The 14490-nt window shown below is 57.6% G+C and carries 14 protein-coding genes; 2 read left to right on the top strand and 12 right to left on the bottom strand.

Annotated elements, in window-relative coordinates:
• The first annotated feature begins 54 nt into the window (after window positions 1–54).
• Window positions 55–1806 (top strand): LysM peptidoglycan-binding domain-containing protein, encoded by a 1752-nt coding sequence (locus tag ACOYW1_RS29245; protein ID WP_482420742.1) that lies wholly within the window; start codon window positions 55–57, stop codon window positions 1804–1806.
• Between the two features lie 205 nt (window positions 1807–2011).
• Window positions 2012–2767: a tetratricopeptide repeat protein gene (locus ACOYW1_RS29240; protein ID WP_482414307.1), complete on the top strand. Its 756-nt coding sequence runs from the start codon at window positions 2012–2014 to the stop codon at window positions 2765–2767.
• Between the two features lie 298 nt (window positions 2768–3065).
• Here the strand turns inward: ACOYW1_RS29240 and ACOYW1_RS29235 are convergent, their stop codons facing one another.
• From ACOYW1_RS29235 to htpG, 12 genes are all read right to left on the bottom strand, one after another.
• Window positions 3066–5291: a type IV pilus secretin PilQ gene (locus ACOYW1_RS29235; protein WP_482420741.1), complete on the bottom strand. Its 2226-nt coding sequence runs from the start codon at window positions 5289–5291 to the stop codon at window positions 3066–3068.
• A 136-nt stretch (window positions 5292–5427) separates the two neighbouring features.
• Window positions 5428–6093 carry a pilus assembly protein PilP gene (locus ACOYW1_RS29230; RefSeq protein ID WP_482420740.1) on the bottom strand — a complete coding sequence of 222 codons (666 nt, stop codon included), beginning with the start codon at window positions 6091–6093 and terminating at the stop codon, window positions 5428–5430.
• Window positions 6094–6134: 41 nt separating this feature from the next.
• A complete protein-coding gene (locus ACOYW1_RS29225) occupies window positions 6135–6743 on the bottom strand; it encodes a type IV pilus inner membrane component PilO (RefSeq protein ID WP_180138815.1) in 609 nt (202 codons plus the stop codon).
• Complete coding sequence (locus ACOYW1_RS29220; protein ID WP_482414303.1) at window positions 6740–7252, bottom strand: PilN domain-containing protein; 513 nt, start codon at window positions 7250–7252, stop codon at window positions 6740–6742. The genes ACOYW1_RS29225 and ACOYW1_RS29220 overlap by 4 nt, the downstream gene beginning before the upstream one ends.
• Window positions 7253–7323: 71 nt before the next feature.
• Entirely contained in the window at window positions 7324–7824 is a 501-nt protein-coding gene (gene pilM / locus ACOYW1_RS29215) for a pilus assembly protein PilM (RefSeq protein WP_482420739.1), read from the bottom strand.
• The gene (gene pilM / locus ACOYW1_RS29210; RefSeq protein ID WP_482420738.1) at window positions 7785–8393 is read right to left on the bottom strand and encodes a type IV pilus biogenesis protein PilM; all 609 of its coding nucleotides are present in this window, start codon (window positions 8391–8393) and stop codon (window positions 7785–7787) included. The genes pilM (ACOYW1_RS29215) and pilM (ACOYW1_RS29210) overlap by 40 nt, the downstream gene beginning before the upstream one ends.
• Before the next feature lie 741 nt (window positions 8394–9134).
• Complete coding sequence (locus ACOYW1_RS29205) at window positions 9135–9821, bottom strand: tetratricopeptide repeat protein (protein WP_482420737.1); 687 nt, start codon at window positions 9819–9821, stop codon at window positions 9135–9137.
• Between the two features lie 50 nt (window positions 9822–9871).
• Complete coding sequence (locus ACOYW1_RS29200; protein WP_482420736.1) at window positions 9872–10870, bottom strand: adenosine kinase; 999 nt, start codon at window positions 10868–10870, stop codon at window positions 9872–9874.
• Window positions 10871–10931: 61 nt separating this feature from the next.
• A complete protein-coding gene (locus ACOYW1_RS29195; RefSeq protein WP_482414299.1) occupies window positions 10932–11375 on the bottom strand; it encodes an SH3 domain-containing protein in 444 nt (147 codons plus the stop codon).
• Window positions 11376–11465: 90 nt separating this feature from the next.
• Window positions 11466–12143: a transcriptional repressor gene (locus ACOYW1_RS29190; RefSeq protein ID WP_482420735.1), complete on the bottom strand. Its 678-nt coding sequence runs from the start codon at window positions 12141–12143 to the stop codon at window positions 11466–11468.
• 192 nt (window positions 12144–12335) lie between these two features.
• Complete coding sequence (locus tag ACOYW1_RS29185; RefSeq protein ID WP_482420734.1) at window positions 12336–13193, bottom strand: hypothetical protein; 858 nt, start codon at window positions 13191–13193, stop codon at window positions 12336–12338.
• Window positions 13075–14253, bottom strand: a complete 1179-nt coding sequence (gene htpG / locus ACOYW1_RS29180) for a molecular chaperone HtpG (protein ID WP_482420733.1) — start codon at window positions 14251–14253, stop codon at window positions 13075–13077. Before htpG ends, ACOYW1_RS29185 begins: the two co-directional genes overlap by 119 nt.
• Between the last annotated feature and the right edge of the window lie 237 nt (window positions 14254–14490).

The raw sequence follows: 14490 nt of genomic DNA, 5'->3' as shown, positions 1-14490 counted from the left end.
GTTCATGCCGAGCCATGGACGGGGCCTCAGTCCACCATGGAGGCCCCGGAGCCTATGGGTTGTAGGATCAAACGGCTGTTGCCCCTGCTGGTTCTTCTCGTCATCTGTATCGTTGCGTCCGGCCACGCCCGGGCCGAGGTACTCTACAAGCGCTATTACGTCCAGAACGTCAACGGCCGGGATGTCCTCAGCGAGCCCTACACGGTGCGCCCCAACGACTATGTCATCAAGATCCTGAAGCGAAAGGGAGAGATCTCCCACACCAACTTTCCGCTGTTTTTGAACATATTCAAGCTCATCAACCACCACATCGCCGACATCAACCGCATCCACCCCGGCCAGAGAATCTTCGTCCCCCTGAAATGGCTGGAACCCGACGCCCTTCCCGGGCAGCGGCGAGGGGTCGTGGACCTTCCCTTTATTACGGCGGCACCGGTCAAGCAGCTCATCACCCAGGGCGCCAAAACCCACAAGGTGGCCCCCGGAGACTCGGTCTCCCGCATCATCTCCAACCAGTTCGGGCCCACGGGAAGCCGGACCTACCGGGAAGGCGTCAAACTCTTCCGATTGGTGAACCCCACGGTCAAGGACCTCAACCGCATCTACATCGGCCAGGCACTCAAGATCCCCGATGCGTCGGTTCTGAATGAACAATGGTACGCCTCTGTATTTGAAGCAGACGGTGAGGTGGTGTTAAACGCCTCCCCCACCGATGCCTCGACACCGGAGGAAACCGGGGACACCCAGTACGACGAAGAGGAGGCAGACGGCCTGAAGGATCCCTTTGACGCCCTTGCCAAGCTCCTGGGGGGTGTTCTCCTGAACCGAGGGCGATACTACTTTCCCGACGCCGAGGGCACGGATTTTTCCGTGAACCTGTCGGAAACCCCCATCCTGCAGCTTCCCGAAGGGCGACGAATCCTCTTTGTCCAGAACGGCCTCTCCCTGTCCGCAGAGCGACGGCGTATCATGGCCACCCATTTCAAGAACCTGCAGTTCACCGACATCTCCACCGAGCCCAGCCTGCCCCTGCTCCTTGACGCGGTTCAGCTTGCGTACCCAAAAATGCGCCTGCCCATGCCCCTCTCCTTTTCCGAAGAAGGCATGAACCTCTCCCTGAAAGCGCGCTGGGCGTTTAAGTACGACCGGTCCAAATCCCCGGAGGCTTTCCGGGGCATCATCGTCTCGGACCTTTCCGACCCCTCCGGGCGATTTCCCGTTCCCCTGACCGCCTACTTTCGAAAGCACGGCCTTGTGCTGCGGGAATCCCTTCAGGGCGAAGCCCTTCCGCCGGTCTTCTATGCGGTGGAAAAGAGCACCTCACTGAAACGGATTGTCCCCCGCACACGCAAAATCTACGTTGAAAAGCTCGCCAAGGCCCTGGGCCTTATGTACGATTCCAACATCACCATTTCATTTTCCTATGCCGGTACCCAGCTGGAGACCACCTCCAACATGATACGGGATCCCCAGGGAGAAGGCGCCCTGGTGGACTTCGGCCAGCTCTACGGCGATGCTGCTTTCGCCATCGAAAGCTCCGGCCTCAAGGTGGTCTCCATCCGAAAGGGAGACTATCTTTTCAACGCCACCCTGAGGCTTCTCTCCAAGCTGGGCATTCCACATGAGAAAAACCCGCGCTTCGAGTTCGGAAAGGCGGGTGACGGCCTTTCCTGCGCCCTCACCGTGGACGGCATCCTGGTCAAGCCCGCCCCCCTGGTCAAAAAACTCATCGTCGCCTCCACATTGCCTGACCCGGTCATCGCCCTCCTTGAAGAGCAGGGCATGGGGATTATCCAGGTCCGATAGCCCGAACCTTTTTGAAAAAAGGGACCCGCCGGAGGCAACTGGCAATTGCAATAAACCGAGATTCATGGCACGTTGCGCTATAGGCGCAAACACAGCGTTTTCTCCAAAGATACCTCCCTTCACGGGGGCTTGACCATGACCCATAGGCGATACGAATCGCAACGATCCCGACCATCGCACACACCACCTAAATACCGGGGGCATCATGAATTCATCTGCACGCATCCTGCTCGTTCTTCTGGCCGCGGCCCTGCTGGCCGGTTGCGCCAGCAAAACACCCATGTTGAAAAAGCAATCCGAGGCCCAGCGCAACCTGGGTGAGGCCTACCTGAGCCAGGGCGACTACACCGCCGCCCTCAAAGAACTCCTTGAGGCCGAGAGCCTCTACGCCGACGATTACCTCCTTCAAGACGACCTGGGCAAGGCCTACACCGCCAAAAAAAGGTACGAAACGGCCCTCATCCACTTCCAGCGATCCATCGACCTGCAGCCCGACTACGGCCCGGCCAAAAACAACATGGGATCGGCCCTGTTGCTGATGGAACGATGGGACGATGCCATCGAAATCCTCAATCAGGTGTCAAACAACATCCTGTATGCCACGCCCCACTACCCCGTCTACAATCTCGGGTGGGCGTACTATAACAAAAAAATGTACGCCAAGGCCGTCGGCTACTTCAACAAAGCCCTGGAGATCCACCCGGAGTTCGTCCTTCCCATGCGGGGCATTGCCCTGTGCCACATGGCCGAAGGGCGCCTTGCCGATGCCACGCACTGGTTTGAAAAGGCCGTCGACACCGCCCCCAGATTTCAGCAGCTTCACTACGAACTGGCAGGGGCCTACCTTCGCTCCGGTTCCTATGAAAAGGCCAAAACCACGCTGACAGCAACCATCGCCATCAACGACCAGACCCCCATTGCCGCCAAAGCGCAGCGTGAGCTCGCGGCCCTTTCCATTTAACCCTCCCCTTCCAACGGCACGGCCCCGGTCTCTCACCGGGGCCATGGGCCACGTGAGACCTTTCGCCACGGGCCAGTGATGCGCTCCGTAAGAGCCACGTATAAGGCATCCCCACACTCAAGAGAAACGAACTGCCTCCTCCACCAAGCACGTCCGGGTGGTTCGGCCCGGGCCCTCCCCCGCACATACGTCTACCACCATAAAAAAAGGGAGCGAGGTGTTTACCACCTGCTCCCTTTCGTTGTTCAAACCACTCTTTGGTATTTCCCCCTGCCACGAAAAGCAGGGGGAAGCATGTCTAAATTTTCAATTCATCCATTTTCACCACACGGGGGGTGAGGAAGACCAGCAGCTCCTGCTTCTCTTCCGTACGCGTACGGTTCTTGAAAAGCCAGCCCAGAACGGGAATCTGGGACAGCACCGGAAAGGCCGATTCGGCAAAGGTCTTGTTGGACTTGATGATGCCGCCGATGACGATGGTCTCCCCGTCGTTCATGATCAGCTCGGTCTCCACCCCTTTGGTGTTGAGGCCCGGGATCCCGTCGGTGATGCTGCCCACGTCGTTCTTGTCGATGAGCACCTGCAGGGAAATCCGATCGTCGGCCGTCACATGGGGGGTCACCTCCAGCTTCAGCTCCACCTCTTTAAACTCGATGTCCACGTCACCGTCTTCAACGGTCTGGTAGGGAATCTCAACCCCCTGCTTGATGGTGGCCTTCTTGTTGTCCAGGGTGAGAACCTTGGGTGAGGAGACAATCTTGCCGGTGCCCTTGGTCTCCAGGGCCGTAAGCTTGGCATCCAGGATCAGGGTGTTGCCGGTGAGCCGTGAAAAGTTGATGCCGATGCTGTTGGTGGTGTCCACCCCGTAGTCCATGGCCACGCCGTAGCCGTACACACCGCCCAGGGTGCCGCTCTCGTTGCCCTCTCCAACGGTGGGATACCCCTCGGTCTGGGCGTTCCAGGTCACACCGAAGGCCCGGGTGAAGTTGGATGAGGCTTCCACAATCCGAGCCTCGATGATCACCTGGGGCGTGATCCGGTCGATCTGGGTGACAATTTCACGGGCCTGGGCGATCTTTTCCGCGGTGTCGGTGATGATCAGCTGGTTGGTCCGTATGTCCACACTGACGCTCCCCCGCTCCGGGGTGAGGATGCGCTCGATATGGGGCCTGATGTCCGCGTCTGCGTTGGAGTAACTGATGAGGATGTACTCCGTGAACATGGGGGCCATGGCCTTCTGGATCTCTTTGGAGAACTGCTGGGAGGCGATGTACTGAAGTCGGGCCGCCTCCTCTTCCTTCAGGGTTTTTAAGGTGGCGATGCGAGTGATGCCGTTTTCTTTCACCGATCCCAGCATGTTCATCTTGAGCACCAGGTCCAGGATCTGGTCCCAGGGAACCGGGTTCTGAAGGGTCATGGTGACCTGGCCCGTGACATCCTTGTCGATGGCAAAGTTCTGCCCGCTCACGGCCCGGATGATGCGGAACACGTTTTTGATGTCCGTCTCAAAGAAATCCACGGCGATTTTCTCGCCGGTGTAGGTTTTGGACTTGCCCACGGAGATCTCCGGTTCCGCGTCCGCCACCACCACGTCCGGAACCGGAGCGGCACCCACAGCCCCTTCAGGAAGTACGGTCATACCGGCGTCCGCCCCTTGGGGCAGGTCCATCACATCGGCTCCGGTAATCGCCTCTTTCCAGCTGGGCAGGTTGGCCTCGTCCTCTTTCTGGGGAGGCACGGTGGTGGGGTCGATGCTTACCTCAATCTGGTCGCCGCTCTGGGTCACCAGGTACGGTACGGCGTCCCTGAGTTCGATGATAAACAGGGCGTCTCCGGCCATCCGGTCCGTCTGAACCGGCAGAATCCGGTTCACGGCGCTGTTGAACCGCGTGGTGATAATGGGGCGCTTGCGGGAATCGGGCAGGGTGGTGTCGGCGAGCTTGATGTAGAGAGTCTTCTCATCTTTCTTGCTCACCTTGTAATCCACCGGGCCGGTGGTGCCGATCAGGATGGTGGATGCCCCGCTCTGGCTGCTGGTAAAATCGATCTGGCTCACCGTGGCAGGTCCCACGGCAACGGGCTGAAGGGGCGGTGCCTCTACCGTTTTCTCGGGCTGAACCGCCACAGCCTCGGACTCCACCGTCATCTCAGCCACGTCGGCCTCTGCCGGTGCGTCCTCAGGGACCAGGGCCACCTCGGGTACGTCCGCCCCCACGGAGGTGAAGATCACATCCAATCCGTTTCCGTTGCGAACCACGTCGTACTCCGCCTCTTCCGTAAGGAGGATCTTGATCTGTGTGGCGCTTCCCTTGCGGGAGGTTGCGATGGTCTCCACCACCTCATAGTTCGCCGGCGACTGAACCGCCCCTTCCGCCACATCCGTGTCGGGAAAATGCAGGACAACCCCCGGGGGAAGGGACTGGGGTATCATGGCATAGGTCAACATGGCACTGCCCTGGATGGACACAACCACTTCATCGGAGTTTCCACGGGTGTCCACACCGGTAATGACCCGCTCAGCCATGACAGATTGCGTCTCGACAGCAGGCGTGATCGCACCCTTATCGGATGCACAGCCGCCGGCCGCAAGCGCCGCGAAAAAAACAAAAAGCACGACTGAAGCTGCCTTCCAGCGCAACGTTGAGGTCTTGTCAAACATATTAGTCTTCTCCAAGAGGTTTCTGAAGTTTAAGTTCCCGTGTCCGAACCACAATTTTTCCGAGGAAATTCTCCACTTCTTCTTCAATAACCACCCGGTCCCTGGTGATCTCCACTACCTGTCCCGAGTTGACGCCCATATAGGTTCCCTTACGAACCACATACCCTTTGCCGCCGGTCTCTTCCACCATGGCCATGCTCCGGCCCGGCATGCTCACGATCCCCACGAGTTTCAGCTGGCCGATATCCAGCTTTTCCAAGGGGGTCAACCGGGACATCCTGCTCTGGCGTATCGTGGGGCGCGCCTCTCCCTCAACGGCCTGGGAGCTGATGCTGCCCCGTGCGAACAGAGGCTCAAAGGGGTCCACGCGCCCTGCGGGGTCGTAACTTGTTTTCCCGTAGAGCATCTCGTCCGAGGCCTTTTCCGAGAGAACCTCCGGCTTGGTGGTCTTGCCCGAATCAGCCGGTGGCAGCCCGGCCACGGCCGGGATCTGCGTCGCATCCGCCGCCTCGGGCTCGGGTTTGGCCTTGGCCTTGATCGGCACCGTCTCCTTTTTCGATACCTTGAAGGTCTTGACGGTGTCCCGGGACTGTGATGCGTCGTCCGCCCTGTCACACCCTGAAAAGAGAGGCCCGGCAAGAAACGCAACCGTCACTATCGATGTCATGATCTTTTTTTGCATGGCTCACGATCTTTGTATTTGATGGATTATTTCTTCTTTGCAGGCTCTTTCTTATCGATGAACTTATACGTCACAGCCGTACACTTCGTTGAAATTTTTCCCTCTTTGTACCCGCCGATCTTGATGTCCCGGATGTTGACGATACGGTTCAAACCGGTCACCTTGTCCATGAACATCACCGTGTTGTGAAAGTTCCCCTTCACATGCAGGCTCACGGGAATTTCGCCGTAAAACTCCTTGTTCACCTCTTTCTGGGGCTGAAAGAGGATAAACTCAAGCCCCGTGTCCTGGCCGGATTGGGAGATACTCGTCAAAAGTGAGGGAATCTCCTTTTTTTCAGGCAGGGCCCGCATCACTTTCCTGAATTCCGCTTCCTTCATTTTCCACTCCCGCTTGAGGGAGGCCAGGCGGGCGGCTTTTTTCCGGGCTATCTCAAGCTGGGTCCCAAGGGACTGAAGCGTCTGCTTCTGCTGCTTGATCTCTTCGTATTTGGGCAGGATGGAGAAGTAGAAGATCGACCCGATCAGGACGATGCAGGTGATGGCGCAGATGGCGATCCGCTGAATCTTGTCGAGCTCTTCGACCCTTTTGAACAGGGGGTCCATCGACTGAAACGCTGAGGACTTGTTCATCATTTTACCTTCATACCGGTTGCATTGGTGTTTTTTTGTTTCAACTTGGCCCGGGTGCACACGATCTCAAAATTCTTCATGGCCACGCTCTTTTTCGACGCCCCCAGTTTCAGGAACCTCAGGCTTGCGCTGGAAAAATACTCCGATGTTTCGAGTTTCCGTGTGAAATCCGCCACGGTGATCTCGTCCAGGGCCGCTCCCTTGAGGGTAATCGTCCTTCCTGCCTCGTCGTAGCTCTTGATCCACATGCGATCGGGAATCACCAGCTCCGTCATGGCGCTGAGAACCCGGACAGGATCCTTGCGAACCACCTGAAGGGATTCAATGATATCTATTTTCTTCTGAAGCACCTTGTTTTTCTTGTTAATGGCGTCCACCTCACGGGCCTTTTTCTTGAACTTGTTCAGCTCGGCCTGGGTGTCGCTCACCTCCTGTTTATACTTCTCCACCGCCGCCCCCACGCTCAGGGCGTACGCCCCCATTCCCACCCCGATCAAAATGATCAGGAGCACGAAGATGGACACCTGACGGCGGACATTCTCTTTGGTTCGAGCATCTCGAAAAGGCAGTAAATTGATTCGTATCATTTGTCGTTCACTTTCCTTATCGCAAGCCCCATGCAGATGGCCGCCTGAGGCGCCATCTGCTTGAGATAGTCATCGTCAATGCGCCCGTCTCCCAAATCCACGCCCTTGAACGGATCGATGGTTTCAACCTCGGTGGAGGTCCTCAGCGCCAGCATCTTTTTGAAATCGGCGATGTTGCCGCCACCTCCGCTGATCAGGATCTTCTGGATCCTCTCCTCGGGGTAGGTGGAATAGAAAAAGTCCAGGGCCCGGCTGATCTCGGTACACCAGTCCGCAATGACGGCCGATTCGATGTCTTTGAGCTCTTCATTGGAGATTCGTTCGCCATTGTTGTTCAGCTTGATCTCCTCGGCTTCGTCGGCAGAACAATCCAGCATGGAGGAAATTTTCTGGTTTGTCTGGCCGCAGCCCAGGGAAACATCCCGCATAAACAGGGAATTTCGCCCTTTGAGAATGTTCAGGGAGGTTTTGCTTGCGCCCACGTCGATGAGGGCCACGAACTGAACCTGCAGATGTTCACCAGCCCCATGTACCCGAGTTCGTAAATGTTCTGAAGGGCAAAGGCATCCACATCCACGATGCAGGAGGCCAGGCCCGCCATGTCCAGGACATTCACATAATCGGCGATCATCTCTTTTTTGGCGGCCACGAGGAGCACGCTCATCTGGTTGGGGTTGTGCTCACTCTCGCCCATGATTTGAAAATCGAGGTTAACGTCGCTGATATCAAAGGGGATGTACTGTTCGGCTTCGAAGTGGATGGTGGACTGGAGGGCCTCCTCGGTCATGGTCTGGACGTTGATTTTCTTGACCACGACCGAATACCCCCCGATGGAGATGGCTGCGTTGGGGGTCTTGATATTGTAGGCCCGAAGGGCCTCCCGAACGGTTTCCGCCACCTCCTCGGGGTCTCGGATGACCCCCTCCTCGATGGCGCCGCTGGGCATGTCGTAAAGGCCGAACCGCTTTAACGCATACCCGTTTTTCGTATCAGCCACCTCAGCCACCTTGATGGCACTGGACCCGATATCAAGACCGATCAGCTGATCTTTTTTACCAAATGTCATAAGTACACCCTAATACAGGAATGGAATTTTACGGACCTCATGCGCATGCCCCATCGGGCACACGATGACTCCACGGAGGGCAACACGCCGCATCTGCGGTGCAACAGATTTGAATCTCGGATTTTCGCGTTGATGTTGAAACGGAGCGGCGTACGCCTTGCGAAAACCTGTTTATGATTTTATTAATTGTCAGATACATATATTCGAGTATTGCTATAATGAAGTCAAGGGAAATATATAACTCGCTTGGATAACTGACATATATTGTGCAGTAGACAAATTTAAATCAAGATATTGTATTCATAGCTCGCTCTTCATTCCTTTTTTTCATATTATAACAATATCCGACAAAGGTAAAAATGATGGGGTTGATTGTGACGTGACGAGCAACGGCTCCAAGGCCAGGACAATGCCTAAGTCAAGGCGAAAGAGGAGCACATTCCGGAAGATTTGGTGAGTCCTTTAATGCGGCCTTTTTCTCAAAAATGGGGGGAACGATCAGGCCAGGACGTGGATAAAGATATACTATATCTTTACGATTATCCACTCGCACATGATTCTGTCAAGGATTTTCCATTGTGAGGCAGGTGAAAAGAGGGGACGATGGGCGTTCCGGGCACAGGGGCAAATAAGCAATGCAACGCCCAAACAAAACGGCGCCCAATAAGGGCGCCGTCTCTGTGATCGCGCGGCGGGGCCAAGGCCTGTGGGCCAGGCCAGAGAGGCCTCACCGCAATGCACTTAGTACTGACCGGCGACCTTCTCCGCCGCCAGGTCTTTATACAGAGAGGTCGAAGGGCTCTCGAGGATTTCGCGGTAAAGGGACTCGGCCCCCTGGGTGTCGCCGCTCTTTTCCTTTATACGCGCCAGAAGAAACGTTGCCTCCTCCTGCTTGACAGAGGCCGCACTGGCCCGCACCTTTTCATAAATGGAAGCGGCTTCATCGGCTTTCCCAAGCCCCTCCAGGGCCTGAGCCTGACCACACAGGGCAATGTTCCGAAGGGCACTGCCCGAGTCGAAGCCCTTGGCAGCCGACGCGTACCAGGCGGAGGCGGACTCGAAGTCACCGCTTTCAAAGGCCAGCCCGCCGTACCAGAGCAACGCGGCGTCGTAGGTGGCGGCCCCGCCCTTTATGCTCGCAAGGGCCTCAGGGGCTTGCCCCAGCCATCGCTGCAGGGCAACCTCACGGCCTTCCTTGGCCTCAAGGGCCTGAAAATCCACTTTCAGTGTCTGAAACACCAGGGACGCCTGCCGGGCAGCCTTATGGCGATACAGACCCGTCCCGGCAACCAGGACCAGGCACAGGACCACACCGGCAACCCCCAGGGTCACCTGGGATTTGTGTTCCCGCGCAGCAACAAGGGTTTTCTCAACAAATTCTACGAACCGATCCTTTTCGGCCACGGCCTGGGGGTTCTCTTTCTGCATCTCGCACCATCCTCCACAATAGTCTCGTCGTAAACCGCCCGCGCCTTGCTTCAGGATGCGGGCAGCGTGTTTCTGATGCGGGCCCATCCCGCCTCGGGAATATCTGCCCCGGTGACACAGCACACCTCATACCCGCAGGCCGAAGCGATGTTGCCGCACGTCTCGGCTGAATAACCCATGACCATGCCGTAAAGGAAACCGGCGGCCCAGAGATCGCCCGCCCCCGTGGTGTCGACAATGGTCCCCCCGGATACGGGCGCGACCTCGGTCACGACGCCGCCAACGGCAATGCGGCTGCCGCGGGACCCGAGCTTTAAAACGGCGACATCGGCACACCGACTCATCTCGTCCAGGGCCGCGGCCTCGTCGGAGAGCCCGGTAAAGGCACGGGCTTCGTCTTCGTTGGCGATAAGGATGTCCACAGCAGGGATCACCTCCTCCTTGATAAAGGAGAGGGCCTCTTCCACCACGGTAAAGCTGGCCAAGTCCATGGCCACGAGGGCGCCTGCCTCTTTGGCCGAGGCCAGGGCCTTGGTCATGAGGGACTGGTTGAAAACAAGGTAGCCCTCGATGAGGACGATGGCGGCCCCTGCAAATGTCTCCGGGGAGATCTCCTCGGGGGCCAGTTCCGAGGCCGCCCCCAGATAGGTGAACATGGAACGCTGGGCATCCGGTGTAATAACAGACAGAACGCGCCCCGTGGGGGTATCGGACATCACCAGGTCCGGGGTCACCCCGTTTTGCTTCAGGTCTTTTTCAAAGTGCTCGCCGTAGCTGTCCCGGCCTCGCTTGCCCACAAAGGTGGCAGCTCCGTTCAGACGCCCCACCCCTACGATGGTGTTGCAGGCAGCCCCGCCGGGGACCACCGTCACCTCTGAGGTGACCTTTTCAAGGACCCCGTCGGCAAAAGAGCCGTCCACAAGGGTCATGCCGCCCTTGATGTCGCTGATCCCCTTCAAAAACGCGTCGTCTTCGAACACCAGAAGGTCCATCAACGCAGAGCCCACCCCGACAATGCTCTTTTTCTCTCCGCTCAACTTGTCGTACATAGTCAACAACTCCTGCAACCCCGCCCCGGGTATCAGCGGGGCATTAAAAAAACGGTGCGGCTTACCACACCAGCGATTTGTGAATCCACCCCTTGTCACCGTCAGCGTGCTGGACCTGGATCCAGTTGCCTTTGCGGCTCAACACCTTGAACGGCACCCCGCTGTCCACCACAAACGCCAGGGGCTTCTTGGTTCCCGGCCCCTTTCGGACATTGCATCTCTCTTTTATGGTGATCACGGTGCGGGTCTTACCCACCAGCTTCTTGTAGATCCAGCCGGTGTCGCTTTCGAAATCCTTGACATAATACCAGGACCCGGCCTGGTCCAGAACCAGGAGCGGGTAGTGCTTCTCGACCCCTTTCCAGACAATCTCATGCTCGGTTCCGGGACCGGTTCGGACATTGGCCGACTCAACGCTGACACTGACGCGCTGAGCTGCCGCACACAAGGCGGGTGCCGCCAGCAGCACCGCCAGCACGAAAGGAATCATCCTGCGGATTCGCATCTGTTACTCCGTTTTATGATGGTTGTTGTGATCGAAGCAGACCGGCTGCCCGACGCGCTACGCACCGGGACAGGGCTGGGCCCCTTTCGTTCAGTGGATGGGCTCCACCATGATCTTCTGGGCCATGCCCCGGCCAAGGATGTACCGCTTGTTCTCCACGGCAATGACAAACTGTCCCCGACCCTGGCTGGTGATCACCTCAATGACGTCTCCCCGCCGGATGCCCATGGACAGCAGGCGGGCCTCCAGGTTTTCACCGCACTGGTACTCTCGGATGATCAGCCTTTCGCCAGGCTTTGCCAGCATGAGGGGCATGAGGGGCACCCTCTTCTTCAGGCAGGCAGAGCAGATGCCGTAGATGTCCATGCGATGCTGAAGCATGTGAAACCCGTGACGGGCTGCGATGGCCTCCTGGAGCCTCTCCAGATGGGCATCGGCAAACTCGGTGATTCCGCCGCATCGGGTGCAGATCATGTGGTCGTGGTGGTCCCCCAGGTGCCGGTGCTCGTAGAGTGTCCGGCCGTTATCGAATCGATTCTCCTGGGCAAACCCGTAATGGCACATCAACTCAAGGGTCTCTCGGAGGAAATCCGTGTCCACCGTGTGCCCCTCTTCGGCCAGGAGCCGGGCCAGGTCATCGGCGGTGATGTGCTCTTCCGTTTTCAGAAACGTGTCAAGAATGGTGAAACGTTCGTCAATATTATCAATCCCCTCTTCCTTGAAGAGGGTGATAAACTGCTGTTTTTCAAGGTCATGAATCTGCATCATTGTCATATGTGCCTCCGCCCCGGAGGATAGTACAGCGTCTATAAGATGTCAACCGACCGAAACAGGTGATCCGCCCTGTTTTCAGCCGCCTTCCAATGGGGCCGCCATGAAAAAAGGCCCGCCCTCCCACGGGGGGGAAAGCGAGCCTTGTCTCGTCGGTCGGGATAAGCTGCGGGCGATGCCCGGGCGGCGCTACAGCGCCTTGGCCATCAGGTCACCCACGCGCTTGGAGAAGAGGGCCGGGTCTTCCACGCGTCCCCCTTCGCTGATGATGGCCAGGTCATACAGAAGCTGTGCATGATCCGGCAGCACGGGGTTTCCGGCGTCCTTTTCAAAGAGGGACTTGACCGCGTCAACCAGGGGATGATCCCCGTTGAGCTCCAGAACACGCTTCTGCTTGGGCATTTCCTGGCCCGAGGCCTTCATGATTTTTTCCATGTAGGCGCTCATGCCCAGGGCGTCCCCGGAAAGGCAGGAGACGGAGTCCTTGAGGCGGCTGGAGAGCTTGACCTCTTTGATCTCTTCGTCCAGCTGCTTCTGGAGGTACTCCATGAAGTTCTTGAAGGCCTCTTTCTTGTCGTCATCCACCTCGGTGAGGTCGAGATCGCCCATTTCCGCGCTCTTGAGCTTCTTGCCGTCGAACTCGGGCAGGGACTGAACCACCCACTCGTCCACAGGGTCGCTCATGAGAAGGACCTCGTAGTCCTTGGCCTTGAGGGCCTCCAGGTGGGGGCTTCCGGCCAGGGAGACCAGGTCTTCGCCGGTAATATAGTAGATGAACTCCTGGTCCTCTTTCATGTTCGCCACGTACTCTTCAAGGGAGACATAGGCCCCGTCGGACTTGGTGGTCTTGTAGCGGATCAGCTTGGCCAGCTTGTCTCTGTTGTCGTGATCCATGGGGATACCGGACTTGATGGCCGCGCCGAACTCGTCAAAGAAGGTGTCGTAGCTCTCTTTCTCCATCTTGGTGAAGAGCTCCAGGACCTTTTTCACCAGGTTCTTGCGGATGTTTTGCACCAGACGGTTCTGCTGGACGATCCCGACCGTCACGTTGAAGGTTCCAGTCGAAGGCTTCACCACCCCCTTCGATGAAGCCCAGGTACTCGGGCATCAGCTCGGTGCAGTCGTCCATGATGAAGACGCGCTTGCAGTAGAGGTGGATGCCGTTCTTCTTCTCGCTGTAGTACATGTCCATGGGCGCCTTGGAGGGCACATAGAGCAGGGCATCGTACTCGGTGGTCCCCTCGAACTTCATGTGGATCTTGTCCAGGGGGGCGTTCCAGTCGTGGCTGATGTGACGGTAGAACTCGTCGTACTCCTCGTCGGTGACCTCGCTCTTGGGCTTGGCCCAGATGGCCTTCATGGTGTTGAGAGTCTCGTCGGCGCGGACCTTTTTGGTGGTCTCTCCGATGGGCTTGCCGTCGGAATCCTTGATGATCTCCTCATCGGGAAGGGGCTCGGTCTTCTCCACGTTCATGATCACCGGGTAAGCCACAAAGTCGGAGTGCTGCTTGACCACGCGCTTGATGGCCCACTCCTCGGTGAAGTCCTCTTCCAGGCCCTCTTCCTTGAGCTGGAGAGTGATGGTGGTGCCGTGATCCTTTTTGGCGCAGGTCTCCAGGGTGTAGGCCCCCAGCCCGTCGGACTCCCAGCGCACCGCCTCGCCCTCGCCCGCCTTGCGGGTCTCAACCGTCACCTTATCGGCCACGATAAAGGCACTGTAAAAACCCACGCCGAACTGGCCGATGAGTTCAGGGGCAATGGCGTCGCCCTTCTTGGACTCTTCCATGGCCTTCATAAAGGCCGCGGTGCCGCTCTTTGCGATGGTGCCCAGGTTCTCCACCACCTCGTCACGGGTCATGCCGATGCCGTTGTCCGAGATCACAAGGGTCTTGTTGTCGCTGTCCGGCGTGATGCGAATATGAAGGTCGCCTTCCCCTTCCAGCAGCTCGGTGTGGGTCTGGGCCTCGAAGCGAAGCTTGTCGATGGCATCCGACGCGTTGGAAATCAGCTCCCGGAGAAAGATCTCCTGGTTGGAATAAAGGGAGTTTACGATCAGGTTCATCAGTTGCTGAACTTCCGTTTCAAACTGACGCGTCTCTTTGCTCATGGTCTCTCCTCACATCATGTGTGTTCATGGTTGTTCCGTGGTGCCGCAAGGACGTCCCGCCTCTGTCCGGCGGGCGCCCGAAAAGGCCCGAATATGTTTTCCCTGCCCCCGGCAGAGATATAAACCACATAAAATTTTATGCAGAATCAGGTGATGTCAAGCGCACCGGCCAAAAAAAATCGAAGCCCGGCCCCCGCCTTGAAAGAGCTTGCACCCCGCCATGAATCTACGATAATG

This window comes from Desulfoluna sp. CYM3A, from assembly GCF_056829965.1.
This window is presented reverse-complemented; position numbering and strand designations above follow the sequence as displayed.

Bases quoted from the DNA above. Each gene is read 5' to 3' on its own strand.
- ACOYW1_RS29245 (WP_482420742.1), top strand. From the start codon at position 55: ATGGGTTGTAGGATCAAACGGCTGTTGCCCCTGCTGGTTCTTCTCGTC.
- ACOYW1_RS29240 (WP_482414307.1), top strand. From the start codon at position 2,012: ATGAATTCATCTGCACGCATCCTGCTCGTTCTTCTGGCCGCGGCCCTG.
- ACOYW1_RS29235 (WP_482420741.1), bottom strand. From the start codon at position 5,291: ATGGCTGAGCGGGTCATTACCGGTGTGGACACCCGTGGAAACTCCGAT.
- ACOYW1_RS29230 (WP_482420740.1), bottom strand. From the start codon at position 6,093: ATGACATCGATAGTGACGGTTGCGTTTCTTGCCGGGCCTCTCTTTTCA.
- ACOYW1_RS29225 (WP_180138815.1), bottom strand. From the start codon at position 6,743: ATGATGAACAAGTCCTCAGCGTTTCAGTCGATGGACCCCCTGTTCAAA.
- pilM (WP_482420738.1), bottom strand. From the start codon at position 8,393: ATGACATTTGGTAAAAAAGATCAGCTGATCGGTCTTGATATCGGGTCC.
- ACOYW1_RS29205 (WP_482420737.1), bottom strand. From the start codon at position 9,821: ATGCAGAAAGAGAACCCCCAGGCCGTGGCCGAAAAGGATCGGTTCGTA.
- ACOYW1_RS29200 (WP_482420736.1), bottom strand. From the start codon at position 10,870: ATGTACGACAAGTTGAGCGGAGAGAAAAAGAGCATTGTCGGGGTGGGC.
- ACOYW1_RS29195 (WP_482414299.1), bottom strand. From the start codon at position 11,375: ATGCGAATCCGCAGGATGATTCCTTTCGTGCTGGCGGTGCTGCTGGCG.
- ACOYW1_RS29190 (WP_482420735.1), bottom strand. From the start codon at position 12,143: ATGATGCAGATTCATGACCTTGAAAAACAGCAGTTTATCACCCTCTTC.
- htpG (WP_482420733.1), bottom strand. From the start codon at position 14,253: ATGAGCAAAGAGACGCGTCAGTTTGAAACGGAAGTTCAGCAACTGATG.